Annotated in this window: 23 protein-coding genes; 10 read left to right on the top strand and 13 right to left on the bottom strand. The window is 71.4% G+C overall.

All coding sequences use genetic code 11. From position 1 onward, the window contains the following. Positions 1-10 precede the first annotated feature (10 nt). From CHC05_RS15310 to CHC05_RS15295, 4 genes are all read right to left on the bottom strand, one after another. Positions 11-910, bottom strand: coding sequence for a metal ABC transporter permease (locus CHC05_RS15310; protein ID WP_089249185.1), 900 nt, complete (start codon positions 908-910; stop codon positions 11-13). Then, positions 907-1662, bottom strand: a complete 756-nt coding sequence (locus CHC05_RS15305; RefSeq protein WP_089249183.1) for a metal ABC transporter ATP-binding protein — start codon at positions 1660-1662, stop codon at positions 907-909. The genes CHC05_RS15310 and CHC05_RS15305 overlap by 4 nt, the downstream gene beginning before the upstream one ends. Next, entirely contained in the window at positions 1659-2597 is a 939-nt protein-coding gene (locus CHC05_RS15300) for a metal ABC transporter substrate-binding protein (protein ID WP_089249181.1), read from the bottom strand. Before CHC05_RS15300 ends, CHC05_RS15305 begins: the two co-directional genes overlap by 4 nt. Positions 2598-2663: 66 nt before the next feature. Beyond that, the gene (locus tag CHC05_RS15295) at positions 2664-2921 is read right to left on the bottom strand and encodes a DUF6703 family protein (protein ID WP_089249179.1); all 258 of its coding nucleotides are present in this window, start codon (positions 2919-2921) and stop codon (positions 2664-2666) included. 27 nt (positions 2922-2948) lie between these two features. On the opposite strand from CHC05_RS15295, the gene CHC05_RS15290 reads away from it, so the two are divergent. From CHC05_RS15290 to CHC05_RS41460, 4 genes are all read left to right on the top strand, one after another. Further along, positions 2949-3290 (top strand): antibiotic biosynthesis monooxygenase family protein, encoded by a 342-nt coding sequence (locus CHC05_RS15290; RefSeq protein WP_089249177.1) that lies wholly within the window; start codon positions 2949-2951, stop codon positions 3288-3290. A gap of 25 nt (positions 3291-3315) precedes the next feature. Continuing rightward, a complete protein-coding gene (locus tag CHC05_RS15285; protein WP_245870863.1) occupies positions 3316-3912 on the top strand; it encodes an Rv0361 family membrane protein in 597 nt (198 codons plus the stop codon). Positions 3913-3978: 66 nt separating this feature from the next. Further along, positions 3979-5349 (top strand): glycine--tRNA ligase, encoded by a 1371-nt coding sequence (locus CHC05_RS15280; RefSeq protein ID WP_089249175.1) that lies wholly within the window; start codon positions 3979-3981, stop codon positions 5347-5349. A gap of 108 nt (positions 5350-5457) precedes the next feature. Continuing rightward, positions 5458-5604, top strand: a complete 147-nt coding sequence (locus CHC05_RS41460; protein ID WP_179266197.1) for a hypothetical protein — start codon at positions 5458-5460, stop codon at positions 5602-5604. Between the two features lie 21 nt (positions 5605-5625). Here CHC05_RS41460 and CHC05_RS15275 read toward each other — a convergent pair whose 3' ends face one another. Both CHC05_RS15275 and CHC05_RS15270 read right to left on the bottom strand, forming a co-directional pair. After that, complete coding sequence (locus CHC05_RS15275; protein WP_245870860.1) at positions 5626-6135, bottom strand: XdhC family protein; 510 nt, start codon at positions 6133-6135, stop codon at positions 5626-5628. Between the two features lie 2 nt (positions 6136-6137). Then, on the bottom strand, positions 6138-6740 hold the full coding sequence (locus CHC05_RS15270) for a DNA glycosylase AlkZ-like family protein (RefSeq protein WP_179266196.1): 603 nt from the start codon (positions 6738-6740) through the stop codon (positions 6138-6140). Here CHC05_RS15270 and dusB point away from each other — a divergent pair. Beyond that, positions 6739-7905, top strand: coding sequence for a tRNA dihydrouridine synthase DusB (gene dusB, locus CHC05_RS15265; RefSeq protein WP_425426767.1), 1167 nt, complete (start codon positions 6739-6741; stop codon positions 7903-7905). The genes CHC05_RS15270 and dusB overlap by 2 nt on opposite strands. Here dusB and CHC05_RS15260 read toward each other — a convergent pair. Both CHC05_RS15260 and CHC05_RS15255 read right to left on the bottom strand, forming a co-directional pair. Next, positions 7902-8237: an XRE family transcriptional regulator gene (locus CHC05_RS15260; protein WP_089249169.1), complete on the bottom strand. Its 336-nt coding sequence runs from the start codon at positions 8235-8237 to the stop codon at positions 7902-7904. The two genes, dusB and CHC05_RS15260, sit on opposite strands and share 4 nt — an antisense overlap. After that, positions 8221-8472, bottom strand: coding sequence for a type II toxin-antitoxin system RelE/ParE family toxin (locus tag CHC05_RS15255; RefSeq protein ID WP_342745646.1), 252 nt, complete (start codon positions 8470-8472; stop codon positions 8221-8223). The genes CHC05_RS15260 and CHC05_RS15255 overlap by 17 nt, the downstream gene beginning before the upstream one ends. Positions 8473-8698: 226 nt before the next feature. Between CHC05_RS15255 and lysS the strand changes: the two genes are divergently transcribed. From lysS to ppdK, 3 genes are all read left to right on the top strand, one after another. Beyond that, positions 8699-10372 (top strand): lysine--tRNA ligase, encoded by a 1674-nt coding sequence (lysS, locus tag CHC05_RS15250; protein ID WP_245870859.1) that lies wholly within the window; start codon positions 8699-8701, stop codon positions 10370-10372. Between the two features lie 54 nt (positions 10373-10426). Then, the gene (locus CHC05_RS15245; RefSeq protein WP_089249162.1) at positions 10427-10813 is read left to right on the top strand and encodes a VOC family protein; all 387 of its coding nucleotides are present in this window, start codon (positions 10427-10429) and stop codon (positions 10811-10813) included. Between the two features lie 187 nt (positions 10814-11000). Continuing rightward, a complete protein-coding gene (gene ppdK, locus CHC05_RS15240; protein ID WP_089249160.1) occupies positions 11001-13688 on the top strand; it encodes a pyruvate, phosphate dikinase in 2688 nt (895 codons plus the stop codon). 39 nt (positions 13689-13727) lie between these two features. On the opposite strand, the gene CHC05_RS15235 is transcribed toward ppdK, so the two are convergent. The 4 genes from CHC05_RS15235 to CHC05_RS15220 form a co-directional block, all read right to left on the bottom strand. After that, on the bottom strand, positions 13728-14099 hold the full coding sequence (locus tag CHC05_RS15235; protein WP_089249158.1) for a hypothetical protein: 372 nt from the start codon (positions 14097-14099) through the stop codon (positions 13728-13730). Between the two features lie 72 nt (positions 14100-14171). Beyond that, the gene (locus tag CHC05_RS15230) at positions 14172-14657 is read right to left on the bottom strand and encodes a roadblock/LC7 domain-containing protein (protein ID WP_089249156.1); all 486 of its coding nucleotides are present in this window, start codon (positions 14655-14657) and stop codon (positions 14172-14174) included. Positions 14658-14718: 61 nt separating this feature from the next. Continuing rightward, entirely contained in the window at positions 14719-16002 is a 1284-nt protein-coding gene (locus CHC05_RS15225) for a hypothetical protein (protein ID WP_089249154.1), read from the bottom strand. Between the two features lie 121 nt (positions 16003-16123). Continuing rightward, on the bottom strand, positions 16124-16504 hold the full coding sequence (locus CHC05_RS15220) for a hypothetical protein (RefSeq protein WP_089249152.1): 381 nt from the start codon (positions 16502-16504) through the stop codon (positions 16124-16126). Positions 16505-16835: 331 nt separating this feature from the next. Here CHC05_RS15220 and CHC05_RS15215 point away from each other — a divergent pair, with 331 nt between their 5' ends. Then, a complete protein-coding gene (locus tag CHC05_RS15215) occupies positions 16836-17189 on the top strand; it encodes a VOC family protein (RefSeq protein WP_089249150.1) in 354 nt (117 codons plus the stop codon). 9 nt (positions 17190-17198) lie between these two features. After that, positions 17199-18413 (top strand): deoxyguanosinetriphosphate triphosphohydrolase, encoded by a 1215-nt coding sequence (locus CHC05_RS15210; protein WP_089249148.1) that lies wholly within the window; start codon positions 17199-17201, stop codon positions 18411-18413. 12 nt (positions 18414-18425) lie between these two features. Here CHC05_RS15210 and CHC05_RS43030 read toward each other — a convergent pair whose 3' ends face one another. Further along, positions 18426-18560 (bottom strand): hypothetical protein, encoded by a 135-nt coding sequence (locus tag CHC05_RS43030; RefSeq protein WP_281257673.1) that lies wholly within the window; start codon positions 18558-18560, stop codon positions 18426-18428. Between the last annotated feature and the right edge of the window lie 56 nt (positions 18561-18616).

Below are 18616 nucleotides of genomic sequence, written 5' to 3'. Positions count from 1 at the left end.
GAACCGTAGCTCAGCGTCTTTCCAGGACGACCTCGTGTGGCTCCGCGTCGGCCCGAGCCGGCGCTTGGCCCAGTCGGCTGACGCGCAGGGCGGTGCGTCTGCGGACCGCGCGCAGCGCGGCGAGGGCCACCGCGACGGCCAGAAAGCCGGCGATCGCGAGCACGACGATGGTCGCGCCGAGGGCGGTGTCGATCTCCCAGGCCAGCCAGACCCCGGAGCCGGCGGCGGCGACGCCGACCACCATCGCGAGGCCCATCGTCGCCAGGAAGCCGCGGGCCACCTGTTGCGCGGTCGCCACCGGGACCACCATCAGCGCGCTGACGAGCAGCAGGCCGACCGCGCGCATGGAGATCGTCACGGTGACCGCGGTCATGACCGCGACGAGCAGGTTGAGCGCGCGGACCGGCAGGCCGGAGACCCGGGCGTACTCCTCGTCGTGGCTGGCCGCGAACAGGGCCGGGCGCAGGCCGATGGCCAGCCCGAGCACGACGGCGCCGAGCACCAGGATCAGCACCAGGTCGGAGCGCGAGGTGGTGGCCAGGGATCCGAAGAGGTACGTCATCAGGTTCGCGTTGCTGCGGCTCCCGGACAGGCCCACCAGCATCACGCCGCCCGCGATGCCGCCGTAGAAGAGCAGGGCGAGGGCCAGGTCGCCGGAGGTACGGCCGCGTTCCCGGATCAGCTCGATGGCGACCGCGCCCACCGCCGAGACGACCACTGCGGTCCAGACCGGGGAGGTGTTCAGCAGGAGGCCCACGCCGACGCCGGTCAGGGCCACGTGGCCGACCCCGTCGCCGATCAGGGACATCCGCCGCTGCACGAGGTAGATGCCGAGCGCGGGCGCGGTCAACCCGATCACCACGGCGCCGACAAACGCCCGGATCATGAACTCGTTCGCGAAGATACTCATGCGCCCCACATCCCCGGTGCGTCGTGCGGCGCGTGCGGGTGCACGTGGTCGTGGCCCGGGTCGGCGTGGTGGCCGGCGGGCGCGGGCACCGAGCCCTCGTGCGCGATCTCGCCGTGGTGCACCACGACGCAGCGGGTGATCAACGGCTGCAGCGGGCCGAGCTCGTGTGCGACCAGCAGGACGGTGCCGCCGCCGGCGACGAACTCGGTCAGCGCGCCCGCGAAGGCGGCCTGGCTCGCGGCGTCGACGCCGGCCGTCGGCTCGTCGAGGACCAGCAGCTCGGGGCGGCCGGCCAGGGCCCGGGCGATCAGCGTGCGCTGCTGCTGGCCACCGGAGAGGCTGCTCACCGGGTCGCCGGCGCGGTCGGCCAGCCCGACCGCGTGCAGCGCCGTGGTCACGGCGGCCCGGTCGGCGGCGCCCGGCGGGCGGAAGATCCCCCGGCGGGCGACCAGGCCGGAGCCGACCACCTCGGCGACGGTCGCCGGCACGCCGGAGCCGGCGCCGATCCGCTGCGGCACGTACCCGATGCGTTGCCATTTCTTGAACCGCTTGTCGCCGAACAGGGTGATCTCGCCGGCGCTCAGCGGCACGAGGCGCAGGATCGACCGCACCAGCGTGGACTTGCCGGAGCCGTTGGCGCCGAGGATCGCCACCACGTCGCCGCGCTGGACGCTCAGCGAGACCCCGCGCAGGACGATCTTGTCGTCGTAGCCGACGACGGCGTTGCTGACCTCGACGATCGGGGTGCTCATGAGCAGTCCAGGGCGGTGCGGAGGGCGGTCAGGTTGGTGCGCATGATCGAAAAGTAGTCGCCGGTCGCGCCGGGCTGCAGGCCCTCGATCGGGTCGAGCACGGCGGTCCGGGCGCCGACCTCGGCCGCGATCGTGTCGGCGACCTTGGGGCTGACCAGCGTCTCGAAGAAGATCGTGGTGGCGCCGTGCTCGCGCGCCTCCTCGGCGACCGAGGCCAGCCGCTGCGGCGCGGGCTCGGTGTCGGGTGTGATCCCGGTCAGGCCGACCTGCTCCAGGTGGTAGCGGTCGGCGAGGTAGCCGAACGCGGCGTGACTGGTCACGAGCTCGCGCCGCTGGCAGGTGGCCAGGCCCGTCGCGTACTCCTGGTCAAGTCCCGTCAGCTCGGTGCGCAACCGGGCGGCGTTGGCTTGGTAGTCGGCTGCGTGGTCCGGATCCTGTGCTGCAAGCCGGTCGGCCACCTGCTGGCCGATCGTGGCGAGCCGGGTCGGGTCGAGCCAGACGTGCGGGTCGGTGCTGCTTTCGTCGCCGTGCTCGGGTTCCTCGCCTTCGTGCGCGTGGTCGCTCTCGCCGGCTTTGAGCAGCGGCACCGCGGTGCTCACGTCGAACGCGCGGTCGCCGCCGACCTGCTCGACCGCGTCGTCCATCGCCGGCTGGAAGCCCTTGAGGTAGACGATCACCTCGGCGTCGGAGACCCGGCCCACCTGGCGGGCGCTGAGCTCCAGGTCGTGCGGCTCGGCGCCCGGCTTGGCCAGGTTGGTCACCGCGACGTGGCCGCCGCCGACCTGCTCGGAGACGAACTGGAGGGGGTAGAAGGCCGCCACGACGTCGACCTTGCCGGGCGCGGCCGCCGAGCCGGTGGTGCAGGCCGCAAGGCCGGTCGCGGCGAGGAGGGCGAGACCGGCGAAGACCGCGGCGAGGGTACGGCGGCGACGCATGCCGTCAACTGTCGCCGACAATGAAATTGATTGTCAAAAACGCATGAGTCGAGGCGGGTGCCCGCTCTAGAGGATCTTGAAGATCGCGATGCCGATGAGCGCGGTGAGCAGCACGAGGCGCACGAGGCGGGTCTGTGGCGCCTGCACGGCCCAGGTCAGCCGCGCGAGCGCGATCATGCCGGCCGCCAGGACCAGCAGCACCAGGCCGCCGATGATTCCCGGCAGCAGGAGCCCGGCCAGGATCAGCGCCAGGGCGAGGAGGAACGCGCGCGTCGGGTTGACCCGGGCCAGCCGCTCCGGCAGGGCGCGCTGCGTAGGCTGCATGCCGACACTCTACGAGGAGGTTCGTCCGTGCTGGTCGTCAACCGGTTCGTGGTGGCCGAGGAGGCCGCCGACGGGTTCACCGAACGGGCCCACGCCGCCCTGGAGGCGCTGGCCGCCCGCCCCGGCTACCGGTCCGGGCAGCTGGTCCGCGGTCTCGACGACCCGACCGCCTGGTGCCTGGTCACCGACTGGGAGTCGGTGGGCACCTACCGGCGGGCGCTCGGCGGGTTCGACGTCAAGGTGCACGCGATGCCGCTGCTGGCCGAGTCGCTCGACGAGCCGTCCGCGTTCGAGCCGCTGGCCAGCGCCGAGCCCGGCGGTTCCGTGGAGGTCCGAGCCAGTGACCGGTCGGTAGGCCCCGGCCGGTGAGCCCGGTCGCATTACGCTTGCGGACATGAACCCGACGCCCGGCCCGCCGGAGATCCCACCGGGCCCGCCGTCGGCCTATCCCACCTCGCCCGCCCTGCCGCCCAGCTCGCCCGTGCCGGCCGCCCAGCTGGCCGAGCCGCCGGTGCCGCCTCAGGGTCCGGGTGTCGTACCCCCGTTTGCCGCACCTCCGACCGAGGGACGCACCAAGCGGCTCTGGTGGGGGCTCGGCGCGGCCGGGGCGTTCGCCGTGCTCTGCTGCGGCGGCGGGGTCGCGTCGTTGGCCGGGCTGACCGTCGTCGGGGTCCGGGCGATCGAGGAGCAGGCCCGCGTCGTGGTCACCGACTACGTCGAAGCGCTGCAGCACGCTGAATACGGACAGGCGTACGCGCTGCTCTGTGACGCCCAGCAGCGGGCGCAGTCGCCGAGCGACTTCGCCGCCACCGAGTCGCTGGCCCCACGGATCGACCGGTTCCAGGTGCAGTCCATCAAGACCGGCACCACGGACGGCATCATCGTGCCGGTCAACGTCACGTACTCGACCGGATCGTCCTCGACGCTGAGCTTCACCATGGCGCAGGACCGGGGCACGGGCGGTTTAGAGGTCTGCGGCGTCACCGACTAATCTCGGTGCGTTGTCTGTCCTTTTTTCCAGGCCCTCAGCCGACCGCCAGCCGGCGTAGGAGGAACCGTGCCAGCCGATCGCATCGACGCCATCGTCAGCCTTGCCAAGCGCCGGGGCTTCGTCTTCCCGTCCAGCGAGATCTACGGGGGCACCCGGTCGGCCTGGGACTACGGTCCGCTCGGCGTGGAGCTCAAGGAGAACGTCCGCCGGCAGTGGTGGAAGACCATGGTGCAGGAGCGCGACGACATCGTCGGCCTCGACTCCGCGGTGGTCCTGGCCCGCGAGGTGTGGACGGCGTCCGGCCACATCGGTGAGTTCGTCGACCCGCTGACCGAGTGCCAGTCGTGCCACAAGCGGTTCCGCGCCGACCACCTCGAAGAGGCGTTCGAGGCCAAGCACGACCGCCCGCCGACCGGCCTGTCGGAGATCAACTGCCCGAACTGCGGCGTCAAGGGCGCGTTCACCGAGCCGCGCATGTTCAACGGCCTGATGAAGACCTACCTCGGCCCGGTGGAAAACGAGGAGGGCATGCACTACCTGCGGCCCGAGACCGCCCAGGGCATCTTCGTCAACTACAACAACGTCGCGACCGCGGCCCGCAAGAAGCCGCCGTTCGGTGTCGCCCAGGTCGGCAAGTCGTTCCGCAACGAGATCACACCGGGCAACTTCATCTTCCGTACGCGCGAGTTCGAGCAGATGGAGATGGAGTTCTTCGTCGAGCCCGGCTCCGACGAGAAGTGGCACGAGTACTGGCTGCAGGAGCGCTGGAACTGGTACCGCGACCTGGGCCTGTCCGAGGCCAACATGCGCTTCTACGAGCACCCGAAAGAGAAGCTCTCGCACTACTCGAAGCGCACGGTCGACATCGAGTACCGCTTCCGCTTCGGCGGCACGGAGTTCGCCGAGCTCGAGGGCATCGCCAACCGCACCGACTTCGACCTGACCACCCACTCCAAGCACTCGGGCGTCGACCTGTCCTACTTCGACCCCGACAAGAAGGAACGCTGGGTCCCGTACGTGATCGAGCCGGCCGCCGGCCTCACCCGCGCGGTGCTGGCGTTCCTGCTGGAGGCGTACGACGAGGACGAGGCACCGAACACGAAGGGCGGCGTCGACAAGCGCACGGTGCTGCGCTTCGACAAGCGCTTGGCCCCGGTCAAGGTCGCGGTGCTGCCGCTGTCGCGCAACCCGGAGCTGTCACCGAAGGCCAAGGACCTCGCGGCCCGACTGCGCAAGCGCTGGGTGGTCGAGTTCGACGACTCCCAGGCGATCGGCCGCCGCTACCGCCGCCAGGACGAGATCGGCACGCCGTACTGCGTGACGGTCGACTTCGACACGCTCACGGACGACGCGGTGACGATCCGGGACCGCGACACGATGACGCAGGAGCGGGTGTCCCTGGAAGCGATCGAGCGCTACCTGCTGGACCGCCTGTAGGCCCACGTCCTGGCCGGCGCAAATCCACGGTGGACCGTGGAAGGTTTCTCTGGTTCCCCTTCGGGGGTACAAAGGGCGGCCGTTCGGTCCACCAACAGGGAGAGCGCCATGTCGGTCCAAGCAGTCCTCTATGTACTCGCGGTCATCCTCATCGCGGTGGGCGCCCTGCCCGTGCGGCCACGGGGACTCTCCCTGCCCCTGCTGGGCGCGGCCTGTGCGGTGCTCGCGTACGCCTGGCCGGTGATCACCGGCTGACCGGCCCACGAAAGTAGACCGTTAGAAGTCGAAGCCGCCCGGGCGGGTGTTGCGGTCCGCGATCAGGCCCGCCAGGGTGGCGATCGCGATCTCGGCCGGGGTGCGGGAGCCGATGTTGAGGCCGATCGGGCGGTGGACCCGGGCGATCTCGTCGTCGGCCACGCCGAGGTCGCGGAGGGCCTTGACGTGCGGGCCCTCGTGGTGGGGGTTGCCCATCAGGCCGATCCAGCGGGTCTTGCCCGCCAGCGCGTAGCGCAGCAGCGTGCCCAGCTCCTCGCGATGGTGGTCGCAGACCACCACGTCGGTGTTGGCGTCGAGCCCGGCGGCGTCCAGCGTGGACACGGCGCCGTCGGCCTTCGTCACGTCCGGCTCGACCAGCACGGTGCGGTAGCCGAGGTCCTGCGCGTAGCGCAGCAGGTGCGCGGACATCGGCGAGGCGAAGATGGCGACCAGCGTCTTGGGCTCGTCGCGGGGTGCCGGCGCGTCGCCGTGGGCGACGGCGCAGGAGGCGTCATGCACGTGGTCGGTCACGCCTATGACTCTGCCACGACCACCTCCTCACCGGCGGCCGCCGCGAGCGCGCGTCGATCCGGCGCCCGCCCGAACGGCGTCACCGTGATCGTGCCCTTGCGCCGCCGCCACGTGCCGGCCACAGCGCCGGCGGCGAGCACCACACCCGGGTTGGCGGTCGCCCGCCAGACCTGCTTGCGGCGGGCCGGGTCCGGGACCAGCAGCGCGCGGTCGCCGAGTTCGAGCACCGGGTCGTACGGCGGCAACAGGCTGACACCCCGCGCGGCCGGTGCGGCGCGGGCCGCGTCGAGATCGTCCGGGTGCAGGAACAGCCGGCGGCCGTCGACCTCGACCGGCACCACGTCGGCCAGCTCCCACCAGCGCCGGGCCGCGGCGGGGGAGAGGGCCAGCCAGGCGGCCAGCCCGTCGCGGTCGGTCGGGCCGGCGTAGCGCAGGAACCGGCGGACCAGCTCACCGCGGGTCGCGTGCCCGCGGGCGGCCAGGGCCAGGTGGGCCGCCCCGCCCGGTGGCGTGTCCTGGACGCCCGTGTCGAGGACGCCGGTGCCGCCGAGGTGCGTCGCCACGCGGTGGGCGCGGACCTCGGCATCGGTCAGGCGGACGGCCATACGGGCAGGATGCCGCACGGGTACGACAACGTACGCTCGATGCGTGACTCCGTTGCTGCTGGGACCGCACAAGGTCGACCCGCCGGTGGTCCTGGCGCCCATGGCCGGGATCACCAACGTGGCGTTCCGCCAGCTCTGCCGCGAGCAGGGCGGCGGCCTCTACGTCTGCGAAATGATCACCACGCGCGCCCTGCTCGAGCGCAACCCCAAGACCTTCAAGATGATCGCCTTCGCCGGTGACGAGCGGCCGCGCAGCCTCCAGCTCTACGGCGTCGACCCGGACGTGACCGCCGCTGCGGTGCGGATGATCGTCAACGAGGACCTCGCCGACCACGTGGACCTCAACTTCGGCTGCCCGGTCCCCAAGGTCACCCGCAAGGGCGGCGGCGCTGCCCTGCCGTGGCGCCGGCGCCTGTTCGCCCGCCTGGTCCGCGCGGCCGTCGACGCCGCCGAGGGTGCCGTCCCGGTCACGGTCAAGATGCGCAAGGGCATCGACGACGACCACCTGACGTACGTGGAAGCCGGCCTGGCCGCCCAGGACGCCGGAGTGGCGGCGGTGGCCCTGCACGCGCGCACGGCCGCCCAGCGCTACTCGGGCACCGCCGACTGGGAGGCGATCGCCACCCTGAAGCGGGCGCTCGACGTGCCCGTACTCGGCAACGGCGACATCTGGGAGGCCGAGGACGCCCTCCGGATGGTCGCCGAAACAGGCGCTGACGGCGTGGTGGTGGGCCGGGGCTGCCTGGGCCGCCCGTGGCTGTTCGCCGACCTGGAGGCCGCGTTCGCCGGCCGCCCGACCCGCAAGCTGCCGACGCTGGGCGAGGTGGCCGGGGTCCTGCGGCGGCACGCCGAACTGCTGAGCGAGACCTTCGGCAGCGAGCGCGACGCCTGCGTCGACATCCGCAAACACGTCGCCTGGTACCTCAAGGGCTTCCCGGTGGGCGCCGAACTGCGCCGCGGCCTGGCCATGGTCTCGACCCTGGCCGAACTCGACGACCTGCTGGGCAAGCTCGACGCCAACGAGCCGTTCCCCCTGGACACCCTGGGCCAGCCCCGCGGCCGCACCAACGCCCCGGGCAAGGTCCACCTCCCCGACGGCTGGCTAGCGAGCCGCGACACGGACACGGTCCCCGAGGGCGCCGAAATGGAAAACTCGGGCGGCTAGCCCAACACGTACGACTCGTCGCCGAACTCGGCGACGATCTTCAGCCGCCCGCCCAAGGCCCGCACGTACGCCGCGAGCGTGTCGACCTCGCTGCGGGTCAGCTCGCCCTTCTCGATCCGGGAGACGCGGGCCTGGGTCACGCCCATCGCCTTGGCGATGTCGGTCTGGGTGGCGTGCTGGCGGCGCCGGATCTCCGCGAGCCGATAGGCCCGCGCCTGCGCGATGAACTCGTCCTTCGCGGCGACAACCTGCCGGCGTTCGTCATCGGTGAGCCGGAGCTCCTGCTTGAGATCGGTCCAGGAAACCGCCTGCGGGTCATCGAGATGGTCCATCACCGTTCACCGCCCTTCGCGCGCAGTCGTTCGAGGTGCTCGTCGTATGCCGCACCTCGGTGCGTCCGGCGGATCCCGGTCGCAGCTCCTTGAGGTTGGCGATCCGCGACCCCTTGACCGTGTCGACCAACGGCCGACCCAGTGCCGGCCCCTCCTCTGCCAGGGCGTCGATCGCCGCGCTGATCAGCACCAACGTGCGGCGATCGGTCTGCCGCAGCTCGTGCAGCCACGACAGTGCCGGGTCGACGACAACGACGGTCCAGGTCACCGGATGCCTCCGCCATAACGTTCACATCATATGTCATGAGCGTTATACCGACCAGCGATCCATGATCGTGGCCCCGTTGTCGAAAGGCGTCGTGCCAATACCTCTCGGGCTGGGCGCCGCGTGCCGTGCGGTAATTTCGTTCGGTACTCGAGGAGGGGTAATCACTGTGGCGCAGGCTATTGATGCTGACTGGGTGGCGCGGTTCGCCGACGAGGTGATCGTCGAGGCCGACAAGCGGGCCCCCGGTAAGCCCATTGTCTGTGCCAGTGGGCTCAGCCCCTCCGGGCCCGTGCACCTCGGCAACCAGCGTGAGCTGATGACGCCCCACCTGGTCGCCGACGAGATCAAGCGGCGTGGGCGCGAGGTGCGGCACATCCTGTCGTGGGACGACTTCGACCGGTTCCGCAAGGTGCCCGGCGGCATCGATCCCTCCTGGGCCGAGCACATCGGCAAGCCGTTGACCGCCGTCCCGGCTCCCGCGGGCAGTGACTACCCCAACTGGGCCGAGCACTTCAAGGCGCCGTTGGTCGAGGCCATGGGCAAGCTCGGCATCGAGGTCACCGCGATCAGCCAGACGGCTATGTACACGTCCGGGGCCTATCGTGGGCAGATTCTGCACGCGATGAGCCAGCGGGCGAAGATCGACGAGGTGCTCGGGCGCTACCGCACCAAGAAGAAGGCCGGCAAGGCGCTCACCAACCCCGACGAGGTGGCGGCGGCCGAAGGGTCCGGTGCGGCCAGTGAGGACGACGGCGGCACCGCCTCCGGCTACTACCCCTACAAGCCCTACTGCCAGGACTGCGGCAAGGACACCACGACCGTCACCGCGTACGACGACGCGACCACCGCGTTGACGTACACCTGCGCCTGCGGGCACAGCGAGACCGTGCTGCTGAGTGAGTTCAACTACGGCAAGCTGGTCTGGAAGGTCGACTGGCCCATGCGCTGGGCGTACGAGGGCGTGGTCTTCGAACCCAGCGGCGTCGACCACAGCTCGCCCGGCTCCAGCTTCGTGGTCGGCAGCCAGCTCGTGCGGGAGATCTTCGACGCCGAGCCCCCGATCGGTCCGATGTACGCCTTCGTCGGCATCAAGGGCATGGCCAAGATGAGCAGCTCCCGGGGCGGGGTGCCGACCGCGGCCGACGCTCTGGAGATCATGGAGCCGCCGCTCCTGCGGTGGCTGTACGCGCGCCGGCGCCCGAACCAGTCCTTCGACATCGCGTTCGACCAGGAGGTGCAGCGGCTCTACGACGAGTGGGACGGCCTCACCACCCGCGTCGAGAACGGCACGGCCTCCACCGGTGACCTCGCGGCCTACGGGCGCAGCGCCGCCACCGCCGCCGGACCGCTTCCGTTGACGCCGCGACCCGTGCCCTACCGCACCCTCGCCTCCATCGTCGACATCACGACCGGCAACGACGACCAGACGCTGCGGATCCTGCGCGACCTGGACCCGGCCGACCCGGTCAAGGACCTCGACGAGACCCGGCCCCGGCTCGACTGCGCCAGCAACTGGGTGCGCACCCAGCTCACCCCGGACGAGCGCACCCGGGTCCGCGAGGAGCCCGACGCGGTGCTGCTCGACGGCCTCGACGACGACCAGCGCCGGTCACTGGCCATGCTCCGCGCAGGGCTCCAGGACCACTGGTCGCTGGACGGCCTCACCACGCTCGTCTACGGCGTACCCAAGCAAATGCTCGGCCTGCCCGCGGACGTGAAGCCCACCCCGGAGCTCAAGGTCGCGCAGCGCTCGTTCTTCGCCCTCCTCTACCGCCTGTTGATCGGCAAGGAGACCGGCCCCCGGCTGCCCACGCTGCTGCTGGCCACCGGCGCCGACCGGGTCCGGGAACTGCTCGGCGGGTCGTAGGCTCGAAGGCGGGGGAGGAGACCGCGCCGACCGACCTGTAAGGGAGGTCGCGCGATGAAGAGCGGCAGAGTCACCCATTTCGAGATTCCGGCGGACAACGTCGAGCGGGCCGAGCGCTTCTACGCGGAGTCGTTCGGATGGAACATCCAGGACATGCCTGAGATGTCGTACGCCATGCTGAACACCACGCCGAGCGGCAAGGACGGCCGGCCGACGGATCCCGGCGCGATCAACGGCGGGATGATGAAGCGCAGCGGCATGTTCACGTCTCCGGTCGTCACGATCGACGTGGACGACATCGACGAGGCGCTCGCCACGGTCGAACAGCACGGTGGGTCGACCAAGATGGGCCGGCAGGCCGTCGGCGACATGGGGTTCACGGGCTACTTCTCGGACACCGAGGGCAACCTCATCGGCTTGTGGCAATCTGCGAAGAGTTAGCAGACGAGACGGCCATGCCGTGCGCGGTATTGCGCGGAAGAACGCTCCCAACACCGCCCATGTGCGTAGCGTTGTGCCAATAGTCACCGAGGGCTCCCAACCGGCCTGTTACCTCGCTTAACCTGCGCCCACGGTGGGAATGGGTTACTAAATGGTCGTTCAGTGTTGAGCGCCTGGGAGGGCTCCGGTGACAAAGTTCGTCTATGGCTTCTCGGAAGGGAACAAGGATCTCCGCGACCTGCTCGGCGGCAAGGGCGCGAACCTGGCGGAGATGACCAACATCGGGCTGCCGGTGCCACCCGGCTTCACGATCACCACGGAGGCCTGCCGGGCTTACCTCGACTCCGGCCACCAGCCGGCGGGGCTCGCCGAGGAGATCGCGACCCATCTCGACGCGCTGGAGGCGTCGATGGGTCGCAAGCTGGGGGAGCGCGGCGACCCGTTGCTGGTCTCGGTGCGCTCCGGCGCCGCGTTCTCGATGCCCGGCATGATGGAGACGGTGCTCAACGTCGGGCTGAACGACGCGTCGGTCGACGGGCTGTCGCGGCAGGCCGGCGGCAACGACCGGTTCGCCTGGGACTCGTACCGCCGGCTGATCCAGATGTTCGGCAAGACCGTCTGTGACGTGCCGGGCGACGAGTTCGAGCACGCCATCGAGGCCGCCAAGCGGGCCAAGGGCAGCGACGACGACCTCGACCTGGACGCCGGTGACCTGCGCGACCTGGTCGACCGGTTCAAGGCGATCTTCGCCAAGCACACCGGCCGTGAGTTCCCGCAGGACCCCAAGGAGCAGCTCGACCTCGCCATCCGCGCGGTGTTCGAGTCGTGGAACGCCGACCGCGCGGTGCTCTACCGCCGTCAGGAGCGGATCCCGGCCGACCTGGGCACCGCCGTCAACGTGGTGGCGATGGTGTTCGGCAACCTCGGCTCCGACTCCGGCACCGGTGTCGCGTTCACCCGCGACCCGGCCTCCGGCGCGCAGGGCGTCTACGGCGACTACCTGGCCAACGCGCAGGGCGAGGACGTGGTCGCCGGCATCCGCAACACGGTGCCGTTGCAGGAGCTCGAGCGGATGGACCGGGCGTCGTACGACGACCTGATGCGGATCATGGCCACGCTGGAGGAGCACTACAAGGACCTCTGCGACATCGAGTTCACCATCGAGCGCGGCAAGCTCTGGATGCTGCAGACCCGGGTCGGCAAGCGCACCGCGGCGGCCGCGTTCATCATCGCCGGCCAGCTCGTCGACGAGGGCGTGATCGACCTCGACGAGGCGCTGCACCGGGTGACCGGCGCGCAGCTCGGCCAGTTGATGTTCCCGCGCTTCGACCTGTCGGCCGAGCCCGGCCAGCTGGCCAAGGGCGTCGGCGCCTCACCGGGCGCGGCGGTCGGCCGGGTGGTGTTCGACGCGGTCACGGCCAAGGAGAAGGCGGCCGCCGGCGACGACGTGATCCTGGTGCGCCGGGAGACCAACCCCGACGACCTGCCCGGCATGATCGCCGCACAGGGCATCCTGACCTCCCGGGGCGGCAAGACCAGCCACGCGGCGGTGGTCGCCCGGGGGATGGGCAAGACGTGCGTCTGCGGCGCGGACACGCTCGACGTGGACGTGCGCGGCAAGAAGTTCACGGTGGACGGTCGGACCGTCGCGGAAGGCGACGTGATCTCCATCGACGGCACCACCGGCAAGATCTACCTCGGCGAGGTGCCGGTGCAGCCGTCGGAGGTCGTCCGCTACTTCGAGGGCACGCTCGATCCCGGGCAGACCGACGACGCGCTGGTCAGGGCCGTGCACCGGGTCATGTCGCACGCCGACGAGCGGCGCCGGCTCGCGGTGCGGGCCAACAGCGACACCGGCGTCGACTCGGCGCGGGCCCGGCGGTTCGGCGCGCAGGGCATCGGCCTGTGCCGCACCGAGCACATGTTCCTCGGCGACCGGCGCGAGCTGGTCGAGCGGCTGATCCTGGCGGCCACGCCGGACGAGCGCGACGCCGCGCTGGCCGAGCTGCTTCCGTTGCAGCGCGCCGACTTCGAAGAGATCTTCCGCGAGATGGACGGGCTGCCGGTGACCATCCGGCTCATCGACCCGCCGTTGCACGAGTTCCTGCCGTCGCTGGAGGAGCTCGCCGTGCACGTCGCGGTCGCGCACGAGCGCGGCGAGGACGCCGGCCGCGACGAGAAGCTGCTCGCCGCGGTCCGCCGGATGCACGAGCAGAACCCGATGCTGGGCCTGCGCGGTGTCCGGCTCGGCCTGGTCATCCCGGGCCTGTTCGCGATGCAGGTGCGGGCCATCGTCGAGGCCGCCGTGCAGCGCGCCCGGGACGGCGGCACACCCAAACCCGAGATCATGGTGCCGCTCGTCGGTGCCGTGCAGGAGCTGGAGACGGTACGCACGGAGGCCGAGCGGATCATCGCCGAGGTGGTCGCGGACAGCGGCGTCGAGGTGCTGATCGGCACGATGATCGAGGTGCCGCGGGCAGCGTTGACCGCCGGCCAGATCGCCGAGGCCGCACAGTTCTTCTCGTTCGGCACCAACGACCTCACCCAGATGTCGTGGGGCTTCAGCCGCGACGACGTCGAGGGCGCGTTCTTCTGGCGTTACCTGGAACTGGGCATCTTCGGGATCTCGCCGTTCGAGTCGATCGACCGCGACGGCGTCGGGCGGCTCGTGCGGATCGCGGTCGACGAGGGCCGCCGCGCCCGCCCTGACCTCAAGCTGGGCGTGTGCGGCGAGCACGGCGGCGACCCGGACTCCGTGCACTTCTTCCACGACGTCGGGCTGGACTACGTGTCCTGCTCGCCGTTCCGGGTGCCGATCGCGCGCCTCGAAGCCGGCCGCGCGGCCTGCGAGTCGCAGGGCTCCGACAGCCGCTGAGCGCGGAGGGGCCCCGGCGAAGCCGGGGCCCCAGCGCTGTTAGAGCTCCATCTCCGACTCGATCTTGCGCAGCTGGTGGCGGGCCATCGCGAGGTTCGCCCGGCTCCGCTGCAGCGCGATGTAGAGGAACAGGCCCTTCCCGGCCCGGCCGGTGAGCAGCCGGATCAGGTGGTACTGCGAGTCGAGGGTGATCAGGATGTCCTCGATCTGCTCCTTGAGCCCGAGCATCTCGAGCGTGCGCAGCTTCGCCCGCACCACGTCGGTGTTGCCGGCGGCGGCGACTGTCAGGTCGAGGTCCTTGCCTCCGCCGACCACGCCCAGCGACATGCCGCTGGTGTAGTCGACGAGCGCGACACCGATCGCGCCTTCGATCGTCATGCACTCTTTCAGTGCGGTGTCCATGTCACTCATGAGCCTGTCCTCCGTTGTGTTCGGGCCTGCGGCCTTGACCGTCGAAGCCGAACGACGGTCGGGGCCGATGTGTCAGGACCGGGCAGCGCTGGGTCGGCCCGATCCGGTGGGGCGGGTGGTGCGGCGGGGCAGCGGTTCACGCGCCGGCGGCGCCGGCGGGTTGCCACCGGGGGCGCGCCCCGGGGGTTGGGCGGCGAGCGCCTCGACGAGCACGCCGAGTCGTTGCGCCACGATGCGGGAGGTGCGGTGCACCAGGGCCAGGTTGGCCTGGGGCATGGCGACGACCGTCAGCAGCGCGGTGCCCGCGGCGTAGCTGACCAGGCAGCCACCGTCGGCCTGGATGACCGTCTCGCGGTGGTGGCCGAGACCGACGGTCTCGGCGAACCGCCGGCTGAGGCCGACGGTCGCGGCGGCCATCGCGGCGATGGTGTCGGGCTCGACCCGGTCGACGTCGCTCGAGATGAGCAGCCCGTCCGGGCCGGCCAGAACCGACCCGATCACGTCCGGGACCTCGCGCAGCGCGCGGAGCGCGGCGGCGATGGCGCGATCGGTCTCCACTGGCGGTCTCTCTCCTCTGGTCGGGTTGGCGGCAACCGGCTGCGCCCCGGTGGACCGCGGCTCACCGCAGTGCCTTCAACGCGGTGCGGATGCGCTTGAGCAGCGCCTCGTCGGCCGGGACGGGCGGTGCCACATCGGGCAGCTCCTCGGTCATCTCCGGGAGCCGTTCACCCGGCGCGCGCCGGGGCAACGCGGGCAGTGAGCCGGGCGGGGCCGGCGCCGGCACTGCCGCACGAATGGGTCGGGCCGCCTCGTCGAACGCCGCGCTCCGCGCCTCGGAACGGTCCGGCGCGACCGGGGTGCGTCGCCGGGGCATGCCCGGGTCGCCCAACGAGGCGGACGGGTTGTTCAGCACGGCGGCCGGGTTGCCCAGTGCGGGCGGTGGGTCGCCCACATCGGCCCCGTGGATGCCGCGCGCGCCCGCGGAGCTGCCGCGCGCGGCCCCGGGGTTGCCCAACGCGGCGGCGGGATTTCCCAGAGCCGCCGGGGAGCTGCCCAGGGCCACGGCCGGTTTGCTCAGTGCGACGGCCGGGTCGACGCGGGCGAGGCCGGTCGCGACGTCGGACCGTTCGACCTGCTCGGTGTACGGGATCAGCGGGGCGGGCCGGTGCGCGACCGGTGCGTTCCGGACCACCAGCGGGATGGCGCCGGCCGGCAGTGCGATCAGGCCCGCCGCGGCTAGTCGGCGCACCTCGGTGAGCACCGCGTAGCCGGCCCGGCCGAGCTCCTTGGCCAGGCCGATCGGGTTGAGCGTGCCGTCGGCGCGGCCGATGATCTCCCACTGGAGGGCCGACAGCACGACCCGCGGCACGGGCGGCCGGCGGACCGGCACGACGACGCCGTGGTCGACGCCCGGCTCGTGGTAGATCTCGTCGAGCAGCTTGCGCCGCCGGGCCACCTCGCGGGCCAGCACGGCCGGGTCGACCGAGGTCACCGCGCCCATCCCGTGCGTCTCGCCGTCGACGAAGCGGAGCAGCGCGCTGGCCGAGCCGAGCGCGAAGTAGGCGGCGTCGTAGATCGCGCCGAGCACGCACAGCTCGAGCTCGCCGTGCGTGAGGTGACCCTGCTGGACGAGCCAGGCGGGTGGTCGCACGTCCGCCTTGCCGACGGCACCCCCGGTGGCCAGCGCGGCCAGCCAGGTCTGCGGCGCCAGCCGGTCGGACGCGGTGAGCAGGTCGCCGATGCTGGGGGAGCTGCCCGACTCGGCGAAGACGACGGCGCCGTTGGCCAGGTAGATGCAGTCCTCGGTGCCGATGTGCAGCGCGCCCGTCGCGCCGGCCGTGGCCAGCTGGGTGAGGGCCCGCCGCGGCGAGCCCGTGCGGGGGATCCGTACGGACTTCGCCAATGCTCCTCCTGACGACTCGATTGGTCCGGGCGTTCCGGATCTAGGAACAGATTCAGATTTAAGGGATATGTCCCGGGCGACGGTGGCCGCACGAAGGTGACTGGTCACGGGTGCCGTTGGTTCAGGCCGCGACGAGGTCGTCGGCGAGGATGCGGATCCGTCGTTGCGCGACGGCCAGGTTGCCTTCGTGGCGATCCAGCCACACATAGAGCAGCAACCGGCTGTCGAAGTCGGTGCGGATCATGCGTAGGAGGTGGTAGCCGCCGTGCGTGGTGATGACCACGTCTTCGACCAGGTCGTTGGGGCGCGTCGACGCGAACGGGGCGCGATTGATCGCCGCGTGAATGACGTCGGACGAGCCGGCGGCGGACGCGTCGGGGTCGCCGGTGGGCGCGTTGCCCGCCCACGCGAGCGCGAAACCGGTCGTGTAATCGACCACGCTCGCCCCGATGGCGCCAGGGATGGTCATCGCCTGCCGGAGGCAGTCGTCTATGCCGGACACACGTGCTCCTCCACCCGGGCGGAGCCTTTCGCGTCCACTCCGGCCAGAGGGCGCGCGAGAATCCCGGGTAAACGGGTCGGGGCCGGCGTTGCCGGCCATGACGATGTGCTTCCGCGAAACTACTCCCGGGCGAAGATCGTCCGCAGCAGTCTCACCCTCGGCGATCGGCTAGCAACTCTCGACTGATCGGAGGTTGCAAAAGGGACGCAGATGGGCATGTGCCTCGCCTGGTGCTCAGGACGACCGAACGGGCGCACCGGCGATCGTGGGCGTAACCTGGCGGACACCTTCTCGTTTCCGTCCGTCCGTGCGTCCGCATCGGAGGTAGCTCATGGGCAATCGCTGGGAGAACCTGGTTGTCGACGCGCGCGACCCGGCCCGGCTCGCCCGGTGGTGGGCCGAAGCGCTCAACTACCAGATCACCTACGAGAAGCCCGACGAGGTGGAGATCCGGCGGTTGCCCGACGAGCTGCCCGGCCTGGTGTTCGTGCCCGTGCCGGAGACCAAAGAGGTCAAGAACCGGCTGCACATCGACCTGCGTCCGGACGACCAGGAGGCCGAGGTCGAGCGCCTGGTCGACATGGGCGCCAGGCACGTCGACGTCGGCCAGTCCGCCGGTGACAAGTGGATCGTGCTCGCGGATCCGGAAGGCAACGAGTTCTGCGTGCTCACACCCAGGCAGTAGTTTGACCATGTGACGAGCACTGGCGACGCTGAGCGCTGGGCGCCCGAGCCGGCCAAGGACACCGGCGCCGGGCGCGGCCCGTACGAGCGGGATCGCGCCCGGGTGTTGCACTCGGCGGCGTTCCGCCGGCTCGCGGCCAAGACGCAGGTGCACATGGCCGGCACCGACGACTTCCTGCGCACCCGGCTCACCCACTCGCTCGAGGTCGCCCAGATCGGTCGCGAGATGGGCGCCCGGCTCGGCTGCGACCCCGACGTGGTCGACGTCGCCGGGCTGGCGCACGACCTCGGTCATCCGCCGTTCGGCCACAACGGCGAGGCCGCGCTCGACGAGCTGACCAGCACGTGCGGCGGCTTCGAGGGCAACGCGCAGACGCTGCGGGTGCTGACCCGGCTGGAGGCCAAGGTGCTCGGCGCCGGCCTCAACCTGACCCGGGCGGCGCTGGACGCGACCTGCAAATATCCGTGGCCGCGGAAACCCGACAAGCGCAAGTTCGGCGTGTACGCCGACGACCGCCCGGTCTTCGACTGGCTGCGCGCGGCGGCGCCCGAGCCGGAGCGGCGTTGCCTGGAGGCCCAGGTGATGGACTGGGCCGACGACGTCGCCTATTCGGTGCACGACGTGGAGGACGGCATCCACGGCGGCTATGTGCGGGTGCGCCGGCTGATCGACGACGCGGACGAGCGGGCGGCGGTCTGCCGGGCCGCGGCGGAGGCCTACTCGACGGAGCCGGCGGACGCCCTCGCCCCGGTGCTCGACGAGCTGCTCGCCGACCCGGCGCTGGTCGCGGTCGCCGACCACGACGGGAGCCAGCGGGCCCAGGCCGCCCTCAAGGGCTTGACCAGCGTGGTGACCGGCCGGTTCGTCGCGGCCGCGGTCGAGGGCACGCGTGCCGCCTACGGCCCCGGCCCGCTGCGCCGCTATGCCGCCGACCTGGTCGTGCCGGCGCGGATCCGGGCGCAGTGCGCGCTGCTCAAGGGCATCGCGCTGCGCTACGTGATGCGCCGGCCGGGCGCGCACGGCCGCTACGAGCAGCAGCGCGCGGTGGTGACGGAGCTCGTGGCGGTGCTGGCCGGCCGTGCGCCGGACGGGCTCGACCCGGCGTTCGCGGCGGCGTGGAAGGCGGCCCCCGACGACCCGGCCCGGCTGCGGGTGGTCGTCGACCAGGTCGCGTCGCTGACCGACCCGGCCGCGGTGGACTGGCACTACCGGCTGACCCGGTGAGCATCGGCGCGGTCACCGGGTGGTCCGGACGCGGGTGGCCCGGCGGCGGTGGACGCGGTTGAACAGCCGCTTGCGGTCGGCGTCGGCGATCAGCTCGCGCTGGTGGTCGTGCGCCAGGATGAGCATCAGTTCGGGGTGCTGGTACATCGCGTGACTCCCAAGGTCGAGGTGATGTGTCCATCCTGTTCGGACGGGCCCGCCCC

The organism is Asanoa hainanensis, from assembly GCF_900188485.1.
Taxonomy (GTDB): domain Bacteria; phylum Actinomycetota; class Actinomycetes; order Mycobacteriales; family Micromonosporaceae; genus Asanoa; species Asanoa hainanensis.
This window is presented reverse-complemented; position numbering and strand designations above follow the sequence as displayed.

Coding starts and splice junctions, on each gene's coding strand:
- CHC05_RS15305 (WP_089249183.1), bottom strand. CDS start 1,662: ATGAGCACCCCGATCGTCGAGGTCAGCAACGCCGTCGTCGGCTACGAC.
- CHC05_RS15235 (WP_089249158.1), bottom strand. CDS start 14,099: ATGAGTGACATGGACACCGCACTGAAAGAGTGCATGACGATCGAAGGC.
- CHC05_RS43030 (WP_281257673.1), bottom strand. CDS start 18,560: ATGTACCAGCACCCCGAACTGATGCTCATCCTGGCGCACGACCACCAG.
- CHC05_RS15285 (WP_245870863.1), top strand. CDS start 3,316: ATGAACCCGACGCCCGGCCCGCCGGAGATCCCACCGGGCCCGCCGTCG.
- CHC05_RS15215 (WP_089249150.1), top strand. CDS start 16,836: ATGGGCAATCGCTGGGAGAACCTGGTTGTCGACGCGCGCGACCCGGCC.
- CHC05_RS15300 (WP_089249181.1), bottom strand. CDS start 2,597: ATGCGTCGCCGCCGTACCCTCGCCGCGGTCTTCGCCGGTCTCGCCCTC.
- CHC05_RS15310 (WP_089249185.1), bottom strand. CDS start 910: ATGAGTATCTTCGCGAACGAGTTCATGATCCGGGCGTTTGTCGGCGCC.
- CHC05_RS15295 (WP_089249179.1), bottom strand. CDS start 2,921: ATGCAGCCTACGCAGCGCGCCCTGCCGGAGCGGCTGGCCCGGGTCAAC.
- CHC05_RS15260 (WP_089249169.1), bottom strand. CDS start 8,237: ATGGACCATCTCGATGACCCGCAGGCGGTTTCCTGGACCGATCTCAAG.
- CHC05_RS41460 (WP_179266197.1), top strand. CDS start 5,458: ATGTCGGTCCAAGCAGTCCTCTATGTACTCGCGGTCATCCTCATCGCG.
- CHC05_RS15245 (WP_089249162.1), top strand. CDS start 10,427: ATGAAGAGCGGCAGAGTCACCCATTTCGAGATTCCGGCGGACAACGTC.
- CHC05_RS15270 (WP_179266196.1), bottom strand. CDS start 6,740: ATGGCCGTCCGCCTGACCGATGCCGAGGTCCGCGCCCACCGCGTGGCG.